The 17,747-nt window shown below is 35.0% G+C and carries 20 protein-coding genes and 1 pseudogene; 13 read left to right on the forward strand and 8 right to left on the reverse strand.

Going from position 1 to position 17,747, the window contains the following annotated elements; translation table 11 throughout:
• The first annotated feature begins 60 nt into the window (after window positions 1-60).
• The 10 genes from V7M80_RS11560 to V7M80_RS11605 all read left to right on the forward strand — a co-directional run bounded on the left by V7M80_RS11560 (window position 61) and on the right by V7M80_RS11605 (window position 6,842).
• Window positions 61-1,428: a dihydrolipoamide acetyltransferase family protein gene (locus V7M80_RS11560; protein WP_333696266.1), complete on the forward strand. Its 1,368-nt coding sequence runs from the start codon at window positions 61-63 to the stop codon at window positions 1,426-1,428.
• A gap of 142 nt (window positions 1,429-1,570) precedes the next feature.
• A complete protein-coding gene (locus V7M80_RS11565; RefSeq protein WP_333696267.1) occupies window positions 1,571-2,347 on the forward strand; it encodes a 3'-5' exonuclease in 777 nt (258 codons plus the stop codon).
• A 38-nt stretch (window positions 2,348-2,385) separates the two neighbouring features.
• Window positions 2,386-2,997: a fumarylacetoacetate hydrolase family protein gene (locus V7M80_RS11570; protein WP_333696269.1), complete on the forward strand. Its 612-nt coding sequence runs from the start codon at window positions 2,386-2,388 to the stop codon at window positions 2,995-2,997.
• 2 nt (window positions 2,998-2,999) lie between these two features.
• Window positions 3,000-3,344, forward strand: a complete 345-nt coding sequence (locus V7M80_RS11575) for an Hpt domain-containing protein (RefSeq protein ID WP_333696270.1) — start codon at window positions 3,000-3,002, stop codon at window positions 3,342-3,344.
• Window positions 3,345-3,569: 225 nt separating this feature from the next.
• On the forward strand, window positions 3,570-4,817 hold the full coding sequence (locus V7M80_RS11580; RefSeq protein ID WP_333696346.1) for a CinA family nicotinamide mononucleotide deamidase-related protein: 1,248 nt from the start codon (window positions 3,570-3,572) through the stop codon (window positions 4,815-4,817).
• Between the two features lie 74 nt (window positions 4,818-4,891).
• A complete protein-coding gene (gene rpmB / locus V7M80_RS11585) occupies window positions 4,892-5,128 on the forward strand; it encodes a 50S ribosomal protein L28 (protein ID WP_026711523.1) in 237 nt (78 codons plus the stop codon).
• A gap of 25 nt (window positions 5,129-5,153) precedes the next feature.
• Window positions 5,154-5,336, forward strand: a complete 183-nt coding sequence (gene rpmG, locus V7M80_RS11590; protein ID WP_008253902.1) for a 50S ribosomal protein L33 — start codon at window positions 5,154-5,156, stop codon at window positions 5,334-5,336.
• Between the two features lie 8 nt (window positions 5,337-5,344).
• Window positions 5,345-5,497 carry a DUF4295 domain-containing protein gene (locus V7M80_RS11595; RefSeq protein ID WP_333696327.1) on the forward strand — a complete coding sequence of 51 codons (153 nt, stop codon included), beginning with the start codon at window positions 5,345-5,347 and terminating at the stop codon, window positions 5,495-5,497.
• 92 nt (window positions 5,498-5,589) lie between these two features.
• Window positions 5,590-6,543 carry a signal recognition particle-docking protein FtsY gene (ftsY, locus tag V7M80_RS11600; protein ID WP_333696328.1) on the forward strand — a complete coding sequence of 318 codons (954 nt, stop codon included), beginning with the start codon at window positions 5,590-5,592 and terminating at the stop codon, window positions 6,541-6,543.
• Entirely contained in the window at window positions 6,543-6,842 is a 300-nt protein-coding gene (locus V7M80_RS11605) for a hypothetical protein (RefSeq protein WP_333696329.1), read from the forward strand. The genes ftsY and V7M80_RS11605 overlap by 1 nt, the downstream gene beginning before the upstream one ends.
• Here V7M80_RS11605 and V7M80_RS11610 read toward each other — a convergent pair.
• Window positions 6,832-7,899 carry a serine hydrolase domain-containing protein gene (locus V7M80_RS11610; RefSeq protein ID WP_333696330.1) on the reverse strand — a complete coding sequence of 356 codons (1,068 nt, stop codon included), beginning with the start codon at window positions 7,897-7,899 and terminating at the stop codon, window positions 6,832-6,834. The two genes, V7M80_RS11605 and V7M80_RS11610, sit on opposite strands and share 11 nt — an antisense overlap.
• A 104-nt stretch (window positions 7,900-8,003) precedes the next feature.
• On the opposite strand from V7M80_RS11610, the gene V7M80_RS11615 reads away from it, so the two are divergent.
• Together V7M80_RS11615 and V7M80_RS11620 are read left to right on the forward strand one after the other, a co-directional pair.
• On the forward strand, window positions 8,004-8,423 hold the full coding sequence (locus V7M80_RS11615; RefSeq protein ID WP_333696331.1) for a hypothetical protein: 420 nt from the start codon (window positions 8,004-8,006) through the stop codon (window positions 8,421-8,423).
• Window positions 8,423-8,719 carry a DUF721 domain-containing protein gene (locus V7M80_RS11620; protein ID WP_333696332.1) on the forward strand — a complete coding sequence of 99 codons (297 nt, stop codon included), beginning with the start codon at window positions 8,423-8,425 and terminating at the stop codon, window positions 8,717-8,719. The genes V7M80_RS11615 and V7M80_RS11620 overlap by 1 nt, the downstream gene beginning before the upstream one ends.
• A gap of 120 nt (window positions 8,720-8,839) precedes the next feature.
• On the opposite strand, the gene V7M80_RS11625 is transcribed toward V7M80_RS11620, so the two are convergent.
• Both V7M80_RS11625 and bshC read right to left on the reverse strand, forming a co-directional pair.
• The gene (locus V7M80_RS11625) at window positions 8,840-9,259 is read right to left on the reverse strand and encodes a nucleoside-diphosphate kinase (protein WP_333696333.1); all 420 of its coding nucleotides are present in this window, start codon (window positions 9,257-9,259) and stop codon (window positions 8,840-8,842) included.
• A gap of 213 nt (window positions 9,260-9,472) precedes the next feature.
• Window positions 9,473-11,095, reverse strand: a complete 1,623-nt coding sequence (gene bshC / locus V7M80_RS11630; RefSeq protein ID WP_333696335.1) for a bacillithiol biosynthesis cysteine-adding enzyme BshC — start codon at window positions 11,093-11,095, stop codon at window positions 9,473-9,475.
• Window positions 11,096-11,213: 118 nt separating this feature from the next.
• Between bshC and V7M80_RS11635 the strand changes: the two genes are divergently transcribed.
• Window positions 11,214-13,412 carry a B12-binding domain-containing radical SAM protein gene (locus V7M80_RS11635; protein ID WP_333696337.1) on the forward strand — a complete coding sequence of 733 codons (2,199 nt, stop codon included), beginning with the start codon at window positions 11,214-11,216 and terminating at the stop codon, window positions 13,410-13,412.
• Here the strand turns inward: V7M80_RS11635 and V7M80_RS11640 are convergent, their stop codons facing one another.
• The 5 genes and pseudogenes from V7M80_RS11640 to V7M80_RS11660 all read right to left on the reverse strand — a co-directional run.
• Complete coding sequence (locus V7M80_RS11640; RefSeq protein ID WP_333696339.1) at window positions 13,413-13,793, reverse strand: hypothetical protein; 381 nt, start codon at window positions 13,791-13,793, stop codon at window positions 13,413-13,415.
• Between the two features lie 93 nt (window positions 13,794-13,886).
• Entirely contained in the window at window positions 13,887-14,120 is a 234-nt protein-coding gene (locus V7M80_RS11645) for a DUF465 domain-containing protein (protein WP_333696340.1), read from the reverse strand.
• A gap of 110 nt (window positions 14,121-14,230) precedes the next feature.
• Complete coding sequence (gene rimO, locus V7M80_RS11650) at window positions 14,231-15,535, reverse strand: 30S ribosomal protein S12 methylthiotransferase RimO (protein ID WP_333696342.1); 1,305 nt, start codon at window positions 15,533-15,535, stop codon at window positions 14,231-14,233.
• A 113-nt stretch (window positions 15,536-15,648) separates the two neighbouring features.
• Window positions 15,649-17,160, reverse strand: a complete 1,512-nt coding sequence (locus V7M80_RS11655) for an OmpP1/FadL family transporter (RefSeq protein ID WP_333696344.1) — start codon at window positions 17,158-17,160, stop codon at window positions 15,649-15,651.
• A gap of 50 nt (window positions 17,161-17,210) precedes the next feature.
• Window positions 17,211-17,747: pseudogene (locus tag V7M80_RS11660) on the reverse strand (hypothetical protein); the annotation flags it as partial.

The following is a 17,747-nucleotide window of genomic DNA, read 5'->3' on the forward strand; positions in this document are numbered from 1 at the left end:
CAATCCTTTTTTTAGTAAATTCGCAAACTGAAACAAAAAATAAACCTTTAGGTTAACGATATGGCAAAATTTGAATTGAAATTGCCCAAAATGGGAGAAAGCGTTGCAGAGGCAACCATTACCAACTGGCTCAAAAAAGTAGGTGACAAAATTGAAGCAGATGAAGCAGTCTTGGAAATCGCTACCGATAAAGTAGATAGCGAAGTGCCATCTGAAGTTTCCGGAACGTTAGTTGAAATTCTTTTTAATGTAGATGATATTGTAAAAGTAGGTCAAACCATTGCAATCATTGACACCGAAGGCGGAAGTACTCCTGTAGAATCTCCAAAAGAAGAAGTAGTTGAAGCAGTTGCACAAATTGAGAAAGCCATTGAAGTGGTGAAAGAAACGGTTCAAGCCGTTGCACCGACAGAAGTTGATTTTTCAACATCTGAAAAATTCTTTTCTCCTTTAGTAAAAAATATTGCCAAAGAAGAAGGGGTTTCCATTGCAGAATTAGAAAGCATAAAAGGGACCGGTAAAGAAGGACGTGTTACCAAAGATGATATCATTGCATATGTAAAAGATAGAGCCAATAAACCGGCTGTTGCTCCAACGCCTAAAGCAGAACCGGTAGCAGTTGAAACTCCAAAAGTTGAAGCAAAAGTTGAAACTTCTAAAGTTGAAGCTCCAAAAGCAGAAGCAACACCGGAGAAAAAAGTTCCGGTTTCTGTAAACGGTCAAGACGAAATCATCGAAATGGATCGCATGCGTAAACTGATTTCAGGTTATATGGTGGCATCCAAACAAACTTCGGCTCACGTACAGTCGTTCATTGAAGTGGATGTAACCAACATTGTAAACTGGAGAAACAAAGTAAAAGACGCTTTTGAAAAAAGAGAAGGGGAGAAGTTAACGTTCACACCCATTTTCATGGAAGCTGTGGCAAAAGCCATCAAAGATTTCCCGATGATTAATATATCTGTAGAAGGCGATTACATTATCAAAAAGAAAAACATCAATCTAGGAATGGCCGCTGCATTACCAAACGGAAACTTAATCGTTCCGGTTATCAAAAATGCAGATATGTTGAATTTGGTTGGATTAACAAAAACGGTAAACGATTTAGCCAACCGAGCTCGTAACAACCAATTGAAACCAGACGAAATTCAAGGTGGAACGTACACCGTTACCAATGTGGGAACGTTTGGAAGTGTTTTTGGAACACCGATTATTAACCAACCGCAAGTAGCGATTTTGGCTTTAGGAGCCATCCGAAAAGTTCCAGCAGTTATTGAAGCTCCAACCGGAGATTACATCGGAATTCGTCACAAAATGTTCTTGTCACACAGTTATGATCACCGTGTAGTAGATGGTTCATTGGGCGGACAATTCGTGAAACGAGTAGCCGATTATTTAGAAGGATTTAGCGAGAATAGAGAATTCTAAAAATAAAAAAATAAAATTTCAACCCTTTCATTAGAAAATGTGAAAGGGTTTTTTTACGTAATACTTAAAATACCTTTAAAAAAAAACAGCCATCGTTCAATGGTTCATTTAATCTCTTATATTTGCCCTCTAAATTTTCAAAATGGAACTCAAATTAAACCGACCCATCTGTTTTTTTGACCTCGAAACTACAGGAGTAGATGTCGCAAAAGACCGAATTGTCGAAATTGCTATATTTAAAGTTTATCCCAACGGAAATAAAGAAAGTAAAACATGGTTGGTAAATCCTGAAATGAAAATTCCTTTTCTGGCCTCTCAAGTTCATGGTATAACAGATGAAAAGGTGGCCAATGAACCTACTTTCAAAGAACTTTCCGGTCAGATTTACAACATGATTAAAGATGCCGATTTAGCCGGATTTAATTCAGATCGTTTTGATATTCCTCTGTTGGCCGAAGAATTGTTGCGTGCCGGAGTTGATTTTGATATGAAAAATCGGGTTTCGGTTGACATTCAAACCATTTTCCATAAAATGGAAGAACGCACCTTGAGTGCGGCCTATAAGTTTTATTGTGGCCAAACACTCGAAAATGCTCATTCCGCAGAAGCCGATACTTTGGCAACTTACGAAATTTTGAAAGCTCAACTCGATCGCTATCCCGAATTGGAAAACGACATGAAATCGCTCTCTGAATTCACCACTCGAAAAAAATCGGTTGATTTTGCCGGATTTATTGCCTTAAATGATAAAGGTCAAGAAATATTTACCTTTGGTAAACACAAAGGAGCGGTAGTTGATAAAGTACTGGAAGATGAGCCCGGTTATTTTGGTTGGATTCAAAATGCCGATTTTCCATTATATACTAAAAAAGTGCTCACCGCCATCAAACTCAGAAAATTAAACAATAAACTTACTTAGATTCTTAACAACTCAGTTTCTTAGTAACTCAGAAAGAAATGAAAATCATCTGCATCGGACGAAATTACACCAAACACATCGAAGAACTCCAAAACGAGCGACCCGATGAGCCTGTGGTTTTTCTAAAACCGGACAGTGCAATTTTATTGAAACAACATCCGTTTGTAATTCCGGAGTTTAGTGATGACATTCACCATGAGGTTGAAATTATTGTACGAATCAATAAAGTCGGAAAATATATCGATGCCAAATTTGCACCAAACTACTACGACGAAATCGGCCTTGGAATCGATTTCACCGCTCGTGATTTACAAGCCAAACTAAAAGAAAAAGGGTTACCTTGGGAAAAAGCCAAAGCTTTTGACGGTTCAGCGGTTATTGGCAACTTTTTATCGAAAAAAGAATTTAGTTCCGTTGAAAATATTAATTTTGAATTAAAGAACAATGGAAACACCGTTCAAAAAGGAAATACCAGCCATATGTTATGGAAAATAGATGAGCTTATTTCCTATGTTTCCCAATTTTTTACTCTTAAAATAGGGGATATAATTTTTACAGGTACTCCCGAAGGAGTGGCTCCTGTCAAACCAAACGACCTTTTAGAAGGGTTTATAGAAGACCAAAAACTATTTAGAATACAAGTAAAATAAAAATGGCATTACATTATAACTTAGCCAAAGTCTATGCACTTTCAGATAACGATCCGGAATTTGTTCTCCAAATTATCACGCTTTTTGTAAGCGAAGTACCGGAAGATATGAAGTTTATCAAGCAAGGTATAGAAGAAAAGAACCATAAATTAGCTTACAGTTACGCACACAAAATCAAACCTACACTCGATTTGTTGGGAATGAATGTGGCGTATGAAGAAATTCTTCAAGTAGAAGCCTGGACCAAACGCGAAGGGAAACGCAAAGAAATTAAGGAGATTTTCAAAAGTATTGAAGACCAAGTTGAAAAAGCGGTAAAAGAAATCAATAAAGATTTCGATTTATAAGAAGCTATTCCGGCTATCCGCTATAAGTCCTCGGCCTTAAAACCTATTTTTCTAACCCTTTTTTGTGGCTTCCTTTGGTCGCCCTAAAAAGTGAAGAAAAAAAAAGTTTTAATTCCTGCGGGCTTTCCGCTTCTATCCGGGCTAGGTATAGCCGAATCAAAAAAAGAACTTTCCAAAAGCCCAACAGTCGAACTATCTAAAAATCGGAAAAATCAAACAATCCAATTGAAAGCAACCATCATTACCATTGGCGACGAAATTCTTATCGGACAAATTACCGATACCAATTCCGGTTTTATAGCCAAAGAATTGGAGAAAATCGGAATTCAAGTCCATGAAATGATCTCCATTAGTGATGACAAAAAGCATATCTTAGATACCTTTGCCAAAGTACAAAACCAAGTTGATTTTGTGCTTATCACCGGTGGACTCGGACCTACAAAAGACGATATAACAAAAATTACTTTTTGCGACTATTTTAATGACGTTTTAGTACGAAATGATGCGGTAGAAAAACACATTGAAGCTTTATTTATGAAACTCAATTTTACAGTTTTACAGGTCAATAAAGACCAAGCTTTGGTGCCTTCTAAAGCCATAGTGCTTCACAATCAGTTTGGAACTGCACCGGGAATGTGGATGCAAAAAGAAAATACAGTTTTTGTCTCTATGCCGGGTGTACCCTATGAAATGAAAGCAATAGTTACCCATCAACTTATTCCTAAAATTGTCAAAGAATATGAACGCCCGTATATTCTTCACAAAACCATTTTAACTTATGGTCAAGGAGAAAGTATCGTAGCTCAACGCATTGAAGAATGGGAAAATAATTTACCTGAATTTGTAAAATTAGCCTATTTGCCCAGTCCGGGTCGCGTGCGATTACGTTTAACTGCCAGAGGAAAAGAAGAGCAGGTTTTGCACAATACGATTCAACAATTAGTGGGCAGCTTAACCGAAATTATCGGCGATATTATTGTAGGATTTGAAGAAGATGAACCTATCGAAGTGGTTTTGGGTAATTTACTCAAAGAAAAAGGTTTTACACTTGCTACCGCAGAAAGTTGCACCGGAGGAAAAATTGCAGAAACACTTACTTCTGTAGCAGGTTCATCGGCTTATTTTAGAGGTAGCGTGGTTTCTTATGCTACCGATACCAAAATTGAAATACTTGGAGTAAAACCCAAAACAATAGATACTTTTTCAGTAGTGAGCCAATCTGTTGCTGAAGAAATGGCCCAAGGCGTTCAAAAATTAATGAAAGCCGATTTTGCTATCGCTACAACCGGTAACGCAGGACCATCAAAAGGTGATGCCGATGCTGATTTAGGTTCGGTTTGTATAGCAATTGCAACACCCAAAGGCTTTTTTTCGGAAGCTTTTAATTTTGGTCAACCCAGACAAAAAGTGATTGACAGAGCAGTAAATAAAGGACTTGAACTGCTTTTAAAAGAAATTTTAAAAAACTACTAAAATTTGTTTGTGTAATAGATTCCTTTTTCGTTTCTTTGCACCCTGATTTTGAATAACGATAAAAGATAAGCATAATGTCAAGAGTTTGTGACCTTACAGGTAAAAGAGCGATGGTTGGAAACAACGTTTCTCACGCTATGAACAAAACTAAGAGAAAGTTTTCTGTGAACTTAGTTAAAAAACGTTTCTATCTTGCAGAAGAAGACAGATGGATCACGTTGAGAGTAGCTGCATCTACTATTAAAACTATTAACAAAAAAGGTTTGGCTGCTGTGTTGAAAGATGCAAAAGCTAACGGATTTATTTCGTAATTTAACCTTCTAAATATACATTACAATGGCAAAGAAAGGTAATAGAATTCAAGTAATTTTAGAATGTACAGAGCACAAAACATCAGGTGTTCCTGGAACTTCTCGTTATATTACAACAAAAAACAAAAAAAACACTCCAGATAGATTAGAGATTAAAAAATTTAATCCAATTTTGAAGAGAGTTACTGTTCACAAAGAAATTAAATAAGAAAAGAAATGGCAAAGAAAACCGTAGCAACGTTACAAACAGCTTCAAAAAGATTAACTAAAGCCATTAAAATGGTAAAATCTCCTAAAACGGGAGCTTATACTTTTGTTGAATCTGTTATGAATCCAGAAGAAGTTGATTCTTTCTTAAAAAAGAAATAATCGTTCTAATCGTATTATACCCAAGCTACTTTCTCTGAGAGTAGCTTTTTTATTTTTATATTTGTACTCTACTACTTAAAATAGTACTTAAAATGAGCTTTTTCAAACGCATATTTTCATCGGATAAAAAAGAAACACTAGATAAAGGTCTAGAACAAACGAAAACTTCATTTTTTGCCAAATTGTCAAAAGCTGTTGCCGGTAAGTCAACTGTTGACGAGGATGTTTTGGATAATTTAGAGGAAGTTTTAGTGACCTCTGATGTGGGAGTAAAAACGACTTTAAAAATTATTGATCGTATTGAAGACCGTGTTGCAAGAGATAAATATTTAGGAACAGATGAATTAAATAAAATTCTTCGCGAAGAAATTGCCGGACTCTTATCTGAAACCAATTCCGGAGAAGCTACAGAGTTTGAAGTTCCTATTCATACAAAACCCTATGTGATTATGGTTGTTGGTGTTAATGGAGTGGGCAAAACTACAACCATTGGAAAATTAGCCTATCAATTTAAAAAGGCAGGACATAAAGTAGTACTTGGTGCTGCAGATACGTTTAGAGCCGCAGCAATAGATCAACTCCAAATTTGGGCAGATAGAGTAGGTGTGCCTATTGTAAGACAACAAATGGGTAGTGATCCGGCATCGGTAGCTTTTGATACACTACAAAGTGCTGTTACACAAGGTGCAGATGTTGTAATTATCGATACAGCCGGTCGTTTACACAATAAAGTAAACTTAATGAACGAACTAACTAAAGTAAAACGCGTCATGCAAAAAGTGGTTGGCGATGCACCTCACGATGTATTGTTAGTTTTAGATGGATCTACCGGACAAAATGCTTTCGAACAAGCTAAGGAGTTTACTGCAGCTACCGAAGTTTCGTGTTTGGCAGTAACCAAATTAGACGGAACAGCCAAAGGTGGTGTGGTAATTGGAATTTCTGACCAATTTCAAATTCCGGTAAAATATATTGGTGTTGGAGAGGGAATTGAAGACCTTCAAGTTTTTAATAAATTCGAATTTGTAGATTCTTTTTTTAAATAATGGAAGAGCCAAAGATTTATAATAAATATCTAGTATCGTTAACTAAAATTGTTTCGTTTTATTGTCTTTTTTTTGTGTTGCTCAAATCTTTAGCAATAGTAAGAGGTGCTTGGGTTGTTCCTAATTTAATTCTAACCGTTCCATTTGTATTATTGGGTATTTCTTCAGCTTATGTCATATTCTATAAAAAATACAATTGGGTTTTAGCTCTTTTTGGAGCGTTATTTATAATTGTAATACGTTATTACGAAGTAGATTTAGTGTATTATTTACAAGAAAAATACGGGATTAATTTATAACGGCATTGATTTTAGCCCATAACTCATTGTCAAAATTTGATAAGGCAAAATTTTCACCATCAGCTACTTCGCCAAGGCGAATAACAACCATTTTTTTACTGGGAATAACATAAATTTTTTGGTCATTTTTCCCCAATCCGCAAACCATATCTGCCGGAGCATTCGGAATTAAACTTCCCGGAAATTGCAATTGTGTTTGTGGTAATCTGTAGTTGGCTTTTCCGTTTAACCACCATAAATAGCCATAGGCATTGTTTAAAGTTTGTGAAGGTGATATAGATTCTATCATAAAAGCTTCCGGAACTATAGTTTCATTTTGCCATTTTCCTTTGTTCAATGCCAATAATCCAAAACGAGCTGCACTTCGGGTTGTACTCCAATACACATTAAATTCATCAACATTTATCCAAGTTCCTGTCATCCCAATTTTATTTTTCAAATGGGTAGTAAAATAGTTTGTAAAAGTTTGATTTGAAGCTTGAGCTACCACATCTTGTAACTTTTCAAAGACATTATGATAAGCCCATCTGGTTCCGGCATCTGCTAAATAGACTAATTCTGAAGGTGAATTTCCATTTCCTAACTCATCATTTAGTCCTGAGGTCATTGATAATAAATGCTTATTGGTAATTAAATTTTCTTTGGCAATAGGAGCAGAGGTCCATCCGATTCCTATATAATCTGAAACTTTATCATTAATGTGCAATAATCCTTGTTGTTGGGCAATTCCAACTGTAGCAGTGGTTAAGGTTTTTCCCGCACTAGCCCAATACCACGGTGTAGTTGCCGTATGTCCGTTGAAGTAGTTTTCCATGACAATTCTTCCATTTACCAATATAATAAAACCTTTGGTGTGTTTTTCTTCTAAATAATTTAAAAGAGTGGGTACTTGACTTTCATTCCAACCCAAAGAACTCATAGATTTGGTTTCCCATGTAGTTCCGGTGATGGGTGGAAAATACAGGGTTTCTGTTGGATTTTGATCAGCCGGATTTCCATCTGAGGAACAATTGACCAATAAAATTGTGATACATAAAAGAAAAGATAACTTTTTCATAAGATGACTTTTGGTATTGGACTTCAATTTTGTCAAAAGGTTTAGTCAAATTTACTTTTAATTCCTTTAAAATAATCGTACTTTTATGTTTTATTTTTTGGATAATGAAATCTATATTTTTTTATTTGTTTGTGGTTTTTATTTTTACTTCTTGTCAAGATAAAGTTTCAAAAGAATCTCTTTCTAAGATAAATGGCTATTGGGAAATTCAAAAAGTAGAATTCCCCAACCATGAAAAAAAAGAATATACTGTTAATGAAACCGTAGATTTTATTGAATGGAAAAATGAAAAGGGATTTCGTAAAAAAGTTACACCCCAATTGGATGGAACCTATCTAACCAATGATGAATTTGAAACTATTCAGATAAAAGATAGTTCCGGACATTTTTACCTGTTTTATCAAACCAAGTATTCCAAATGGAAAGAACAAATTCAAGTTTTGACAGATAGTATTTTGATTGTAAAAAATGAGCAAGGTTTTGAGTATCATTACAAACGTTTTAAACCCATTTCTATTCAATAATGAGCAAAAGATTGCATAACGATAGTCCCGTTTCAGAAGTTTTGAAAGCCTTTATTGAAAACAATAAATTGCAATCCGGTATGGATAAAATTGATGTAGAAAAGGCATGGAAAGATTTGATGGGCAATGGCGTGAATACCTATACAAGAGAAGTAATCTTAAAGGGTTCAACCTTATACGTGACTTTGTCTTCAGCCGTTTTAAGAGAAGAATTGAGTTATGGTAAACAAAAAATTATCACGCTACTCAACGATGAATTACGTAAAGAAGTAGTGAAGGAGTTGGTTTTAAGGTAGTTTTCAGTCGCAGTCCCAGTTTTCAGTTTTAGTACTGCTGATACTATAAATTAAAAAATCCCTTTTAAAAAAAGGGATTTTTTTATGTTGTCAACTGTGACTGTAAACTGAGACTGTCAACTAAAACATTTCTCTTCCGGCAAAATGAAATGCACTTTCAATTGCAGCATTTTCATCAGAATCCGAACCGTGAACAGCGTTTTCACCTATAGAAGTAGCATATTTTTTACGAATAGTTCCTTCTGCAGCTTCTGCCGGATTGGTTGCCCCAATTAATTTTCTGAAATCTTCCACTGCATTTTCTTTTTCTAAGATAGCAGCAACAATAGGACCTCTTGTCATAAATTCAACCAATTCACCAAAGAATGGTCTTGCAGAATGGACTGCATAAAATTTTTGTGCATCCGCAACCGTTAATTGTGTTAATTTCAAAGAAACGATTTTGAAACCGCCCTCTGTAATCATATTTAAAATTCCTCCGATGTGTCCTTTTTCAACAGCATCAGGCTTAATCATGGTAAATGTTCTATTTGTAGCCATTTTTATATTTTTTAATTCGGGTGCAAAGGTAAGGTTTTTGTTTTAAGTTTCAAGTTTCAGGTTTCAAGTTTTTTTGGAGCCAATAGCTTGGGCTTTTTCAGGAATCCATTTTCCCGCTTTTCGTTCCAATTTTTGGTTCGCGAGTTAAGCTCGCCAACCCAAAGATTTCCACTGCAATCGGGGCTAGGTAGTAAACCATTTAAATACATTGTTTTACAAAACCACCACTTTAAATTCCATTTCCAAAGGTCTCAATTCATTCAACAATTTTTCAATCAATTCTTCTCCAAATTCCACATAAAATTCAGAAAAATTTACTTTTCGTTCCTGTAAACTTTGGTTCGGGAATAATTCATTTTGCAACGAAAGAATACGATTTAATTGTTCGTGATGAACACGTTTTTCGGCTTTCAACAAACGTTTTTCAAGGTTTTCCAAACCTTTTATTTGCTTTACTTCTTGTGCTTTTACAGCTCCTAAAAACGATTTGTCTGTGGTTTTTGCTATTTTATGTAAACCTTCAAATTGCTTTTTCAAAGCTTCTTTTTGAGGTGTAAAATCAATTGTAAAATTAGAGTGTAATTTTGTTTTTTGATTGAATAATTCTTGCTGATTTAAAAATAAATCTCGCCAGGTCAAATGCAATTTATCTGCTTTTGTGGCCTGTTTTTCAGTGGCCAACAAAACCGAATTGCGAAGTAACAAAATCGGAAAAATTACATGCTGACTTTCAAAAAACGATTTTAATTCCAACCAGTAGGCTATTTCGCCACCACCACCAATATAGCATAGATTTGGCAAAATGACTTCTTGGTACAATGGTCTAAGCAACACATTCGGACTAAATTTTTCGGGATGGTTGTCAACTTCTTTCAAAATTTCTTCTACCGAAAAGGTCAGTTTTGTATTGAGAACAGTATATCTTCCATGTTCAAAAACAATTCGCTCACGTAAATTGTCTTCAATATAAAACAAATTAATCTCTCTCGGATTCACTTGCACCGAATACGATTCCAATAAAGGAATGGATTCATTTACTTCTGTAAATGCCGTTTGATCTAGCAATTCATTTTTGATGTACGGAATAAACATTTTTTTCAAATCGGTAGCATCTCCATCAATAATAACCAAACCTTCTTTGGTAAACAATTCGTTTGCTAAAAACCGTGTGGCATCGGCTAAATTGGAGTGTTCAACATAGGCTTTTTTGAATAATGTTTTCAAATATTCGGCATTCTTACCCAAACCTATTTCCGATTCAAAAACGGCCAATACTTCTTCTAAACCTTCAGTTGATAATCGTCCAACCGGCCCAAAACTTTCCCGATTCCAACTGATTTTTTTATGTTTGAAATTAAAAAAATTGATTTCTTCAAAATCGTGATCTTCGGTTGCCATCCAATATATGGGTACAAAATGGTGTTTTGGAAAGGCATTTTTTAATTCCTTACACAAATTAATTGTCGAAATGATTTTATACAAAAAATATAACGGTCCTGTAAACAAATTCAACTGATGTCCGGTTGTTATCGTAAATGTGTTGGATTGTTTTAAAAGTTTAATGTTATTTAAAGTCGAATCAGAGGCTTCAATTGACTCATATTGTTTTTCCAAAACAGAAACTAAAATTTCCCTTTTAAATTTCCCATTGATTTTGTCATTGAAATTGTCATTGCCATTGAAATTATTCCCTTTTTCCTCCAACTGTAATTTAAAATTTTCCAAGTTCGGAAAACGATGATACAAGCCTTTCAATTCCGGTTTTTTATTCAGATAATCGTTGATTAACGCAGAAAAATATCCGGATTCTGGATAGCTAATACAATCGGTTGGCATAGTTTAAAATGTTTTCGTAAAATTAACGAAAATAAAAGTAGTGAAAAGGGGTTTAACAATTGGTTAGGAAATGAAATATTAAAATTTTTCAGCTTATTTTTGCCCAAAGCTTTTTCCATTGAAAGATTTAGTACTCATAACGCCACCTTTCACCCAACTGAATACACCGTATCCGGCTACGGCTTATTTGAAAGGTTTTCTAAATTCCAAAAACATTTCCTCTTTTCAGATGGATTTAGGTATTGAAGTGATTTTGGATATATTTTCAAATAAAGGCTTAGAAAAAGTGTTTCAGGTTTCAGGTTTCAAGTTTCAGGTTGATGAGAATTGTGAAAGGATTTATGCTTTACAAAATGATTATATCCAAACAATTGATTCTGTCATTACTTTTCTTCAAGGAAAAAATCCAACTTTAGCTCGTCAAATTTGTTCCGGGAATTTTCTTCCCGAGGCTTCTCGTTTTGAACAGTTGGATGATATGGAATATGCTTTTGGAACCATGGGAATGCAAGACAAAGCCAAACATTTAGCTACATTATACCTCGAAGATTTATCTGATTTTATTGTGGCTTGCGTGGATGAAAATTTTGGGTTTAGTCGCTATGCTGAAAGATTGGGGCGAAGTGCTAATTCCTTTGACGAATTATACCATCAATTGATTCAAAAACCAACGTATATTGATGAAATTACCCTTTCCATTCTAAATCAAAAACTAATTGAAGTTCAACCCAAATTGGTTTGTTTCTCGGTTCCTTTTCCGGGAAATTTATACAGTGCTTTTCGAAGTGCACAATGGATAAAAACCCATTTTCCTGATATCAAAACTGCCATGGGTGGCGGTTTTCCCAATACTGAATTACGGGATTTAAAAGACAAAAGGGTCTTCGAATTTTTCGATTTTATTACGTTGGATGATGGAGAATTACCTATTGAACTTTTACATCGTGCAGTTTGTCATTCTGATGAAGGAAAGATTTCTTGCAACCAATATAAACGTACTTTCCTTCTCGAAAACAACCAAGTTGTTTTCAAAAATAGCTCAACTCAACCCGACTACAAACAATCGGAAGTTGGCACACCTGATTATTCCGATTTGCACTTGGATAAGTACATTTCCGTAATCGAAATTGCGAATCCCATGCACAGTCTTTGGAGTGATGGTCGTTGGAACAAACTCACCATGGCTCACGGTTGCTATTGGGGAAAATGCACTTTTTGTGATATTTCACTCGATTATATTAAATTGTATGAGCCTGTTGCTGCCAAATTATTGGTAGATCGAATGGAAGAACTCATTGTCCAAACCGGCGAAAACGGTTTTCATTTTGTGGATGAAGCGGCTCCTCCAGCCTTGATGAAAGAAGTGGCGTTAGAAATTCTCAGACGAAAATTAACGGTAAGTTGGTGGACCAATATTCGCTTTGAAAAAAGTTTTACCGCCGATTTATGTAAGCTCCTCAAAGCTTCCGGTTGTATTGCGGTTTCCGGAGGATTGGAAGTAGCGTCCGATCGTTTATTGGCACTCATCAAAAAAGGAGTTACAGTTGAACAAGTAGCTCAAGTAACCCGAAATTTTACCGAGTCCGGTATCATGGTTCATGCCTATTTGATGTACGGTTATCCCACCCAAACAGTTCAAGAAACCATTGATAGTTTGGAAATGGTACGTCAAATGTTTGAATTGGGTATTTTACAATCGGGTTTTTGGCATCAATTTGCGATGACAGCACATTCTCCAGTTGGAATGTATCCGGAAGAATTTGGCGTAATTCCACAACAAAACGATATTACTTTTGCCAATAACGATATTCAGTTTACAGACAAAACCGGTATCAATCATGATAAATTCAGCTTCGGATTGAAGAAATCACTCTTTAATTATATGCACGGAATTTGTTTTGATTATGAATTACAAGAATGGTTCGATTTTAAAATTCCCAAAACCAAAATTGCCCCGGACTACATTATTTCCTGTTTGGAAAAAGAAGAGACTTTCAATACGAAACCCACTGCAAAACTGGTTTGGATAGGAGGTAACCCGAAAACTGAAATATTTACCAAATCTAAGAAAGGTCAGAAATGGGAAATGATGAAGTTGACTTTTCACTCCAAGATTGACACGGTCGAAATTTTACTTGAAAAAGAAAAAGGAGAATGGTTGCTTGAATTAGTATCCAAAATTTCAATTTTGAATCCTTCAAGAATGAATTTCCAACAAGTAAAAGAAGATTATGAAAATAATTTTCCTGATTTTGAAATATTTTGGTATTCAAAATCGGTTAATCAACTCCGAAAATGTGGTTTATTGGTTTTGTAATTAGGATTTCTTTTTGGTTTTGTCCTGAATTTTTTTGAATTTTTCTTGTTGACCTGGTGTTAGAACCGAATTGATATTGGCGTTTAATTTATCTAAAAGTTCAGTTAGTTTAGTATTTAAATCACCAGGATTATCTACCATTCCCACCGCTTTATTACTGGCTTCATGGTGTTCTTGCAAATATACTTTTACTGCAGCTTCCTGAAAACTATCCAAAGCAAGTTCTTTCTTTAAATATTCCAAAGAAGCTTCAACAGGATCTAATTTTTCTGAAGGAGTAGTTTTTGCTCTTCTGTATTGAGAGTTTCCGATAGTTCGATCAACTTGAGCTTGAGATTCGGTAAAAAATACGATTAGGAAAAATAAAATTAAATAACGCATAACTTTGAAAATGAATACCAAAGATATGATAAAATTTGTTAATAAGAATTATAAAAAAAACACCAATGTAAATTGGTGTTTTTTTATTCAGATTTAATTTTTCAGAAAGTTAAAAATTTCATCTTTCAAAAAAACCCTATCTTTTCTGAGATGTGTTAAGGTATCATCAGTGGCAGGAATTTCTCCGGTTTCTATTTTGTAAATTTCAGAATCTAAAGAATGATACGAATCCAATAAGACTTGAAATTCTTCGTTTTCATGATTTAATTGTTTGATTTTTTCTAAATATTCCGGAAATTCTTGGATGATGGGATGTTTACTTATCATGATTATTTATGGTTTTGAAGTTACACTTTAATCTAAATTGTTGATTAAAATTACAAACTCTAAACCATTTTAAGTATGATAAATATCAGTTTTCAAAGTTTTGAGGAATCTTACGATATGGGTTCTCCATATAAATCAAATTCTGTGGCATCACTAATTTTAATTTGACAAAAGTCGCCAACTTTTACATAGAATTTTGACGCATCTATAAGAACTTCATTATCAACATCCGGGCTGTCAAATTCGGTTCTACCAATAAAATACGGTCCTTCTTTTCGATCAATTATACAAGTAAAGGTTTGTCCAATCTTTTCTTGATTGAGATCCCATGAAATTTGAGATTGGATATCCATTATTTCCGAAACGCGTTGTTGTTTCACTTCTAATGGAACATTATCTTCTAACAAATAGGCATGGGTGTTTTCTTCGTGTGAATAAGCAAAACATCCTAAACGTTCAAAACGCATTTCTTCTACCCATTTTTTTAATATTTCAAAATCCTCTTCGGTTTCACCCGGATAACCTACAATTAATGTTGTTCTTATGGCTATTCCAGGAACTTTCTCTCTGAAATCTTTTAATAATTGAGTTGTTTTTTCTTGTGTAGTTCCTCTTCGCATAGATTTGAGTATACTGTCTGAAATATGCTGTAAAGGGATGTCAATGTAATTACAGATTTTTGGTTCTTTTTTCATTAAATCCAAAACATCCATAGGAAAACCTGTTGGGAAAGCATAATGCAATCGTATCCATTCAATTCCTTCAACTTTTACCAAATTTTCTAAGAGTTCGGCTAAGTTTCTTTTTTTATACAAATCAAGACCGTAATAGGTCAAGTCTTGTGCAATTAAAATAAGTTCTTTTACTCCTTTAGCAGCCAAAGATTTCGCTTCTTGAACCAATTTCTCAATGGGTTGAGAAACATGTTTTCCCCTCATGAGTGGAATTGCACAAAAACTACAGGGACGATCACAACCTTCAGCAATTTTTAGATAAGCGTAGTTTTTTGGAGTGGTGGTTAATCGTTCACCCAAAAGTTCGTGTTTGTAATCGGCTCCTAAAACTTTTAAAAGTTGAGGTAAATCGGTTGTTCCGAAATATTGGTCTACATTTGGAATTTCTTTTTCCAAATCGGGTTTGTATCGTTCGGATAAACAGCCGGTAACAAATACTTTATCTACTAAGCCTTGTTCTTTTTTATCTACATACTCCAGAATAGTTGTAACCGATTCGGCTTTGGCATTATCAATAAATCCGCAGGTATTAATTACTACAATGTTTCCCTCTTCCTCATGAACAACTTCTTTTCCATTGGCTTTAAGTTGGCCCATCAATACCTCACTATCGTATACATTTTTAGAGCATCCTAAAGTGATTACATTTATTTTGTTTTTTCGGGTTGTTTTTGTTCTCATATTGAATTCAATTGTGTGAAAGGGGTTGCAAAATTACATTTTTATTTTCGAATAACACTTAAAACAAAAAAAACCATCCTTTTGAGATGGTTGTAATTTCTTTTAAATACCTTTTAAAAGTTGATGCTGTACGTTACAGATATATTATTGTTTATAGTTGTCAACCTTGAAGTGTCTGTCATTCCGGAACTGATTAGATTAAAATCCATTTTTCTGCTACTGTACGCATAAGCTAAATCAATTCTCGAATCACCAAAATCATAACCTAAACCACCGGTGTAACCTTGTAAATCACCTATTATTTTTCTTTCTTTATACGGACTTTCTTCCATTCTATAACCGCCTCTTAAACTCCATTGTTTGTGTTTGAATTCACCTCCAATACGCAATTCGTTAGAAACCGTTAGATTTGTTTTCATGTAATCATTTAATGATTCCAAATAGCTATCGGTTCTGGGTCTGTAGGTAGTAGTGCTGTAATCTTTCATACTGTAATCTACACTTATTAAACCTCTTTTACCAAAAACATAAGCACCACTTGCAGACCACTTACCAGGAGTTTGCAAACGATAGGAATCGTAAATCATAGTTACATTTGGATCGTAAATAATGGGATTGTTTGAGGCACAAGTATTACAAAAAGTTCGGATGCGTTGTCTTTGTTCGTCATGTAAAGTGTACCAAGTGGGAGATTCGTAAGTAAGTCCCAATCTAAGACTTTCAGAAATTTTAGCTATGGCTCCAAGTGCAAAAGAAAATCCGCCCCCGTAGGTATAAGTTTCATTGTCAAATTGAACAGATTGTAATCCTTGCGAAGCGTTGTATCTTTCGTATATAGAAGATACAGTTGTAGCATCGGTAAAATGAGCATTCAAGTTAATTCCTAAGTACAATTTATCTTGGTATGATGTGGCAAAATTTCCGGTTAGTTTGCCATTGTATCCATTTATGGAGGTAAAGTTTTCTTGATAATAATTGCCCAAAGTAGGAACATTGCTTACATAAAGTGAATTGTCCGGTACATTTTCAACAGGGTTAAAAATATAGGCGTTATACCCTAAAAGAGCTTGTTGGTCAATAAAATTCAAATCTTCAAAGAAAGCATTATTTAAAACGTCTAAAAAAATACCTCCTTCGTTTGGAAGTCCGTTGGCAAATCTCAAAAAATAACGATCAATAGATTGAGAAGGATTGACTCCACGGGTAAAAATTTGATTTTCAAAATTGGAGTTGTTTTCGTAATTGATGGCCAAACTAAATTTTTTCCAATCACTGTCAGGATTTTGATTGGCAAAAACAAAAACTACACCGGCTTGATTTAAATCCAAAGCATATTCATTTTCAATTGTTCGTGTACCAAAATAAGACGAACTATTTCGGGTATTGATGCTACTTAAAGTACCCGATGCTTGATTAAATCTAAATACCGCAGAACCGGCGGGATTACTGTTTAGGGCCGATAGGTCACCTCCCAAAGCTCCAAATGCACCACTCATAGCTCTATAACGAGCTGTTCCGGTTAAATTATCCATAGCATATTGCATGGCATTGGCAGGAGTTATTTCTTGAGCCAAAAGGGTAAGATTACAACCCAATAAGGCAATTGAAAATAGTATCTTTTTCATAAAGTAGTTACGATTTAACTGAATTTATAGTAAGTGTTTTAAAAAGCTGATTAGCCTCTTCTGCCTCCGCCACCTCCGGATGATCTTCCACCTCCTCCGGATGAACCGCCAAATGAACCTCCTGAAGATCGTGAACCTGAATAGGAGGGCGTACTACTGCCTCTTGAATTATTTGATCTTGGTGAAGTAGTTGAAGGATTTTGATTGCCTCGGTTTGAGTTATTGTAATTTTGACCTCTATTCCCCGAGTTTGTATTAGAACGAACACCAGATTGATTGTTTTGGCTTCTGGTTGAAGAGAACTGTGAACTTCTGTTGAATCCGTTTCTGTTTGAATTCAATGAACTTCTATTCCCATTGTAATAGGATGAGCGGTTGCCGGAAGTGTTTCTATTTCCTGTGTAATAACCACTGCCTCTTCTACCACCATTATATACATAATTACTTCTGTAATATCCATTATGCCAATTGTTCCATCCAAAACCGCCATTCCAGCCCCATCCCCAATTGGGTCCGTACCAACTGTTCCATCCCCAGCCCCAACCGGGTCCATACCAATTGTTCCAACCCCAGCCAACATTCCATCC

It is taken from the genome of Flavobacterium sp., from assembly GCF_036759525.1.
Lineage (GTDB): Bacteria > Bacteroidota > Bacteroidia > Flavobacteriales > Flavobacteriaceae > Flavobacterium.

Excerpts from the sequence above, each read along its gene's own strand:
- V7M80_RS11560 (WP_333696266.1), top strand. The coding sequence starts at position 61 with ATGGCAAAATTTGAATTGAAATTGCCCAAAATGGGAGAAAGCGTTGCA.
- V7M80_RS11565 (WP_333696267.1), top strand. The coding sequence starts at position 1,571 with ATGGAACTCAAATTAAACCGACCCATCTGTTTTTTTGACCTCGAAACT.
- V7M80_RS11570 (WP_333696269.1), top strand. The coding sequence starts at position 2,386 with ATGAAAATCATCTGCATCGGACGAAATTACACCAAACACATCGAAGAA.
- V7M80_RS11575 (WP_333696270.1), top strand. The coding sequence starts at position 3,000 with ATGGCATTACATTATAACTTAGCCAAAGTCTATGCACTTTCAGATAAC.
- rpmB (WP_026711523.1), top strand. The coding sequence starts at position 4,892 with ATGTCAAGAGTTTGTGACCTTACAGGTAAAAGAGCGATGGTTGGAAAC.
- rpmG (WP_008253902.1), top strand. The coding sequence starts at position 5,154 with ATGGCAAAGAAAGGTAATAGAATTCAAGTAATTTTAGAATGTACAGAG.
- V7M80_RS11595 (WP_333696327.1), top strand. The coding sequence starts at position 5,345 with ATGGCAAAGAAAACCGTAGCAACGTTACAAACAGCTTCAAAAAGATTA.
- ftsY (WP_333696328.1), top strand. The coding sequence starts at position 5,590 with ATGAGCTTTTTCAAACGCATATTTTCATCGGATAAAAAAGAAACACTA.
- V7M80_RS11605 (WP_333696329.1), top strand. The coding sequence starts at position 6,543 with ATGGAAGAGCCAAAGATTTATAATAAATATCTAGTATCGTTAACTAAA.
- V7M80_RS11610 (WP_333696330.1), bottom strand. The coding sequence starts at position 7,899 with ATGAAAAAGTTATCTTTTCTTTTATGTATCACAATTTTATTGGTCAAT.
- V7M80_RS11615 (WP_333696331.1), top strand. The coding sequence starts at position 8,004 with ATGAAATCTATATTTTTTTATTTGTTTGTGGTTTTTATTTTTACTTCT.
- V7M80_RS11620 (WP_333696332.1), top strand. The coding sequence starts at position 8,423 with ATGAGCAAAAGATTGCATAACGATAGTCCCGTTTCAGAAGTTTTGAAA.
- V7M80_RS11625 (WP_333696333.1), bottom strand. The coding sequence starts at position 9,259 with ATGGCTACAAATAGAACATTTACCATGATTAAGCCTGATGCTGTTGAA.
- bshC (WP_333696335.1), bottom strand. The coding sequence starts at position 11,095 with ATGCCAACCGATTGTATTAGCTATCCAGAATCCGGATATTTTTCTGCG.
- V7M80_RS11640 (WP_333696339.1), bottom strand. The coding sequence starts at position 13,793 with ATGCGTTATTTAATTTTATTTTTCCTAATCGTATTTTTTACCGAATCT.
- V7M80_RS11645 (WP_333696340.1), bottom strand. The coding sequence starts at position 14,120 with ATGATAAGTAAACATCCCATCATCCAAGAATTTCCGGAATATTTAGAA.
- rimO (WP_333696342.1), bottom strand. The coding sequence starts at position 15,535 with ATGAGAACAAAAACAACCCGAAAAAACAAAATAAATGTAATCACTTTA.
- V7M80_RS11655 (WP_333696344.1), bottom strand. The coding sequence starts at position 17,160 with ATGAAAAAGATACTATTTTCAATTGCCTTATTGGGTTGTAATCTTACC.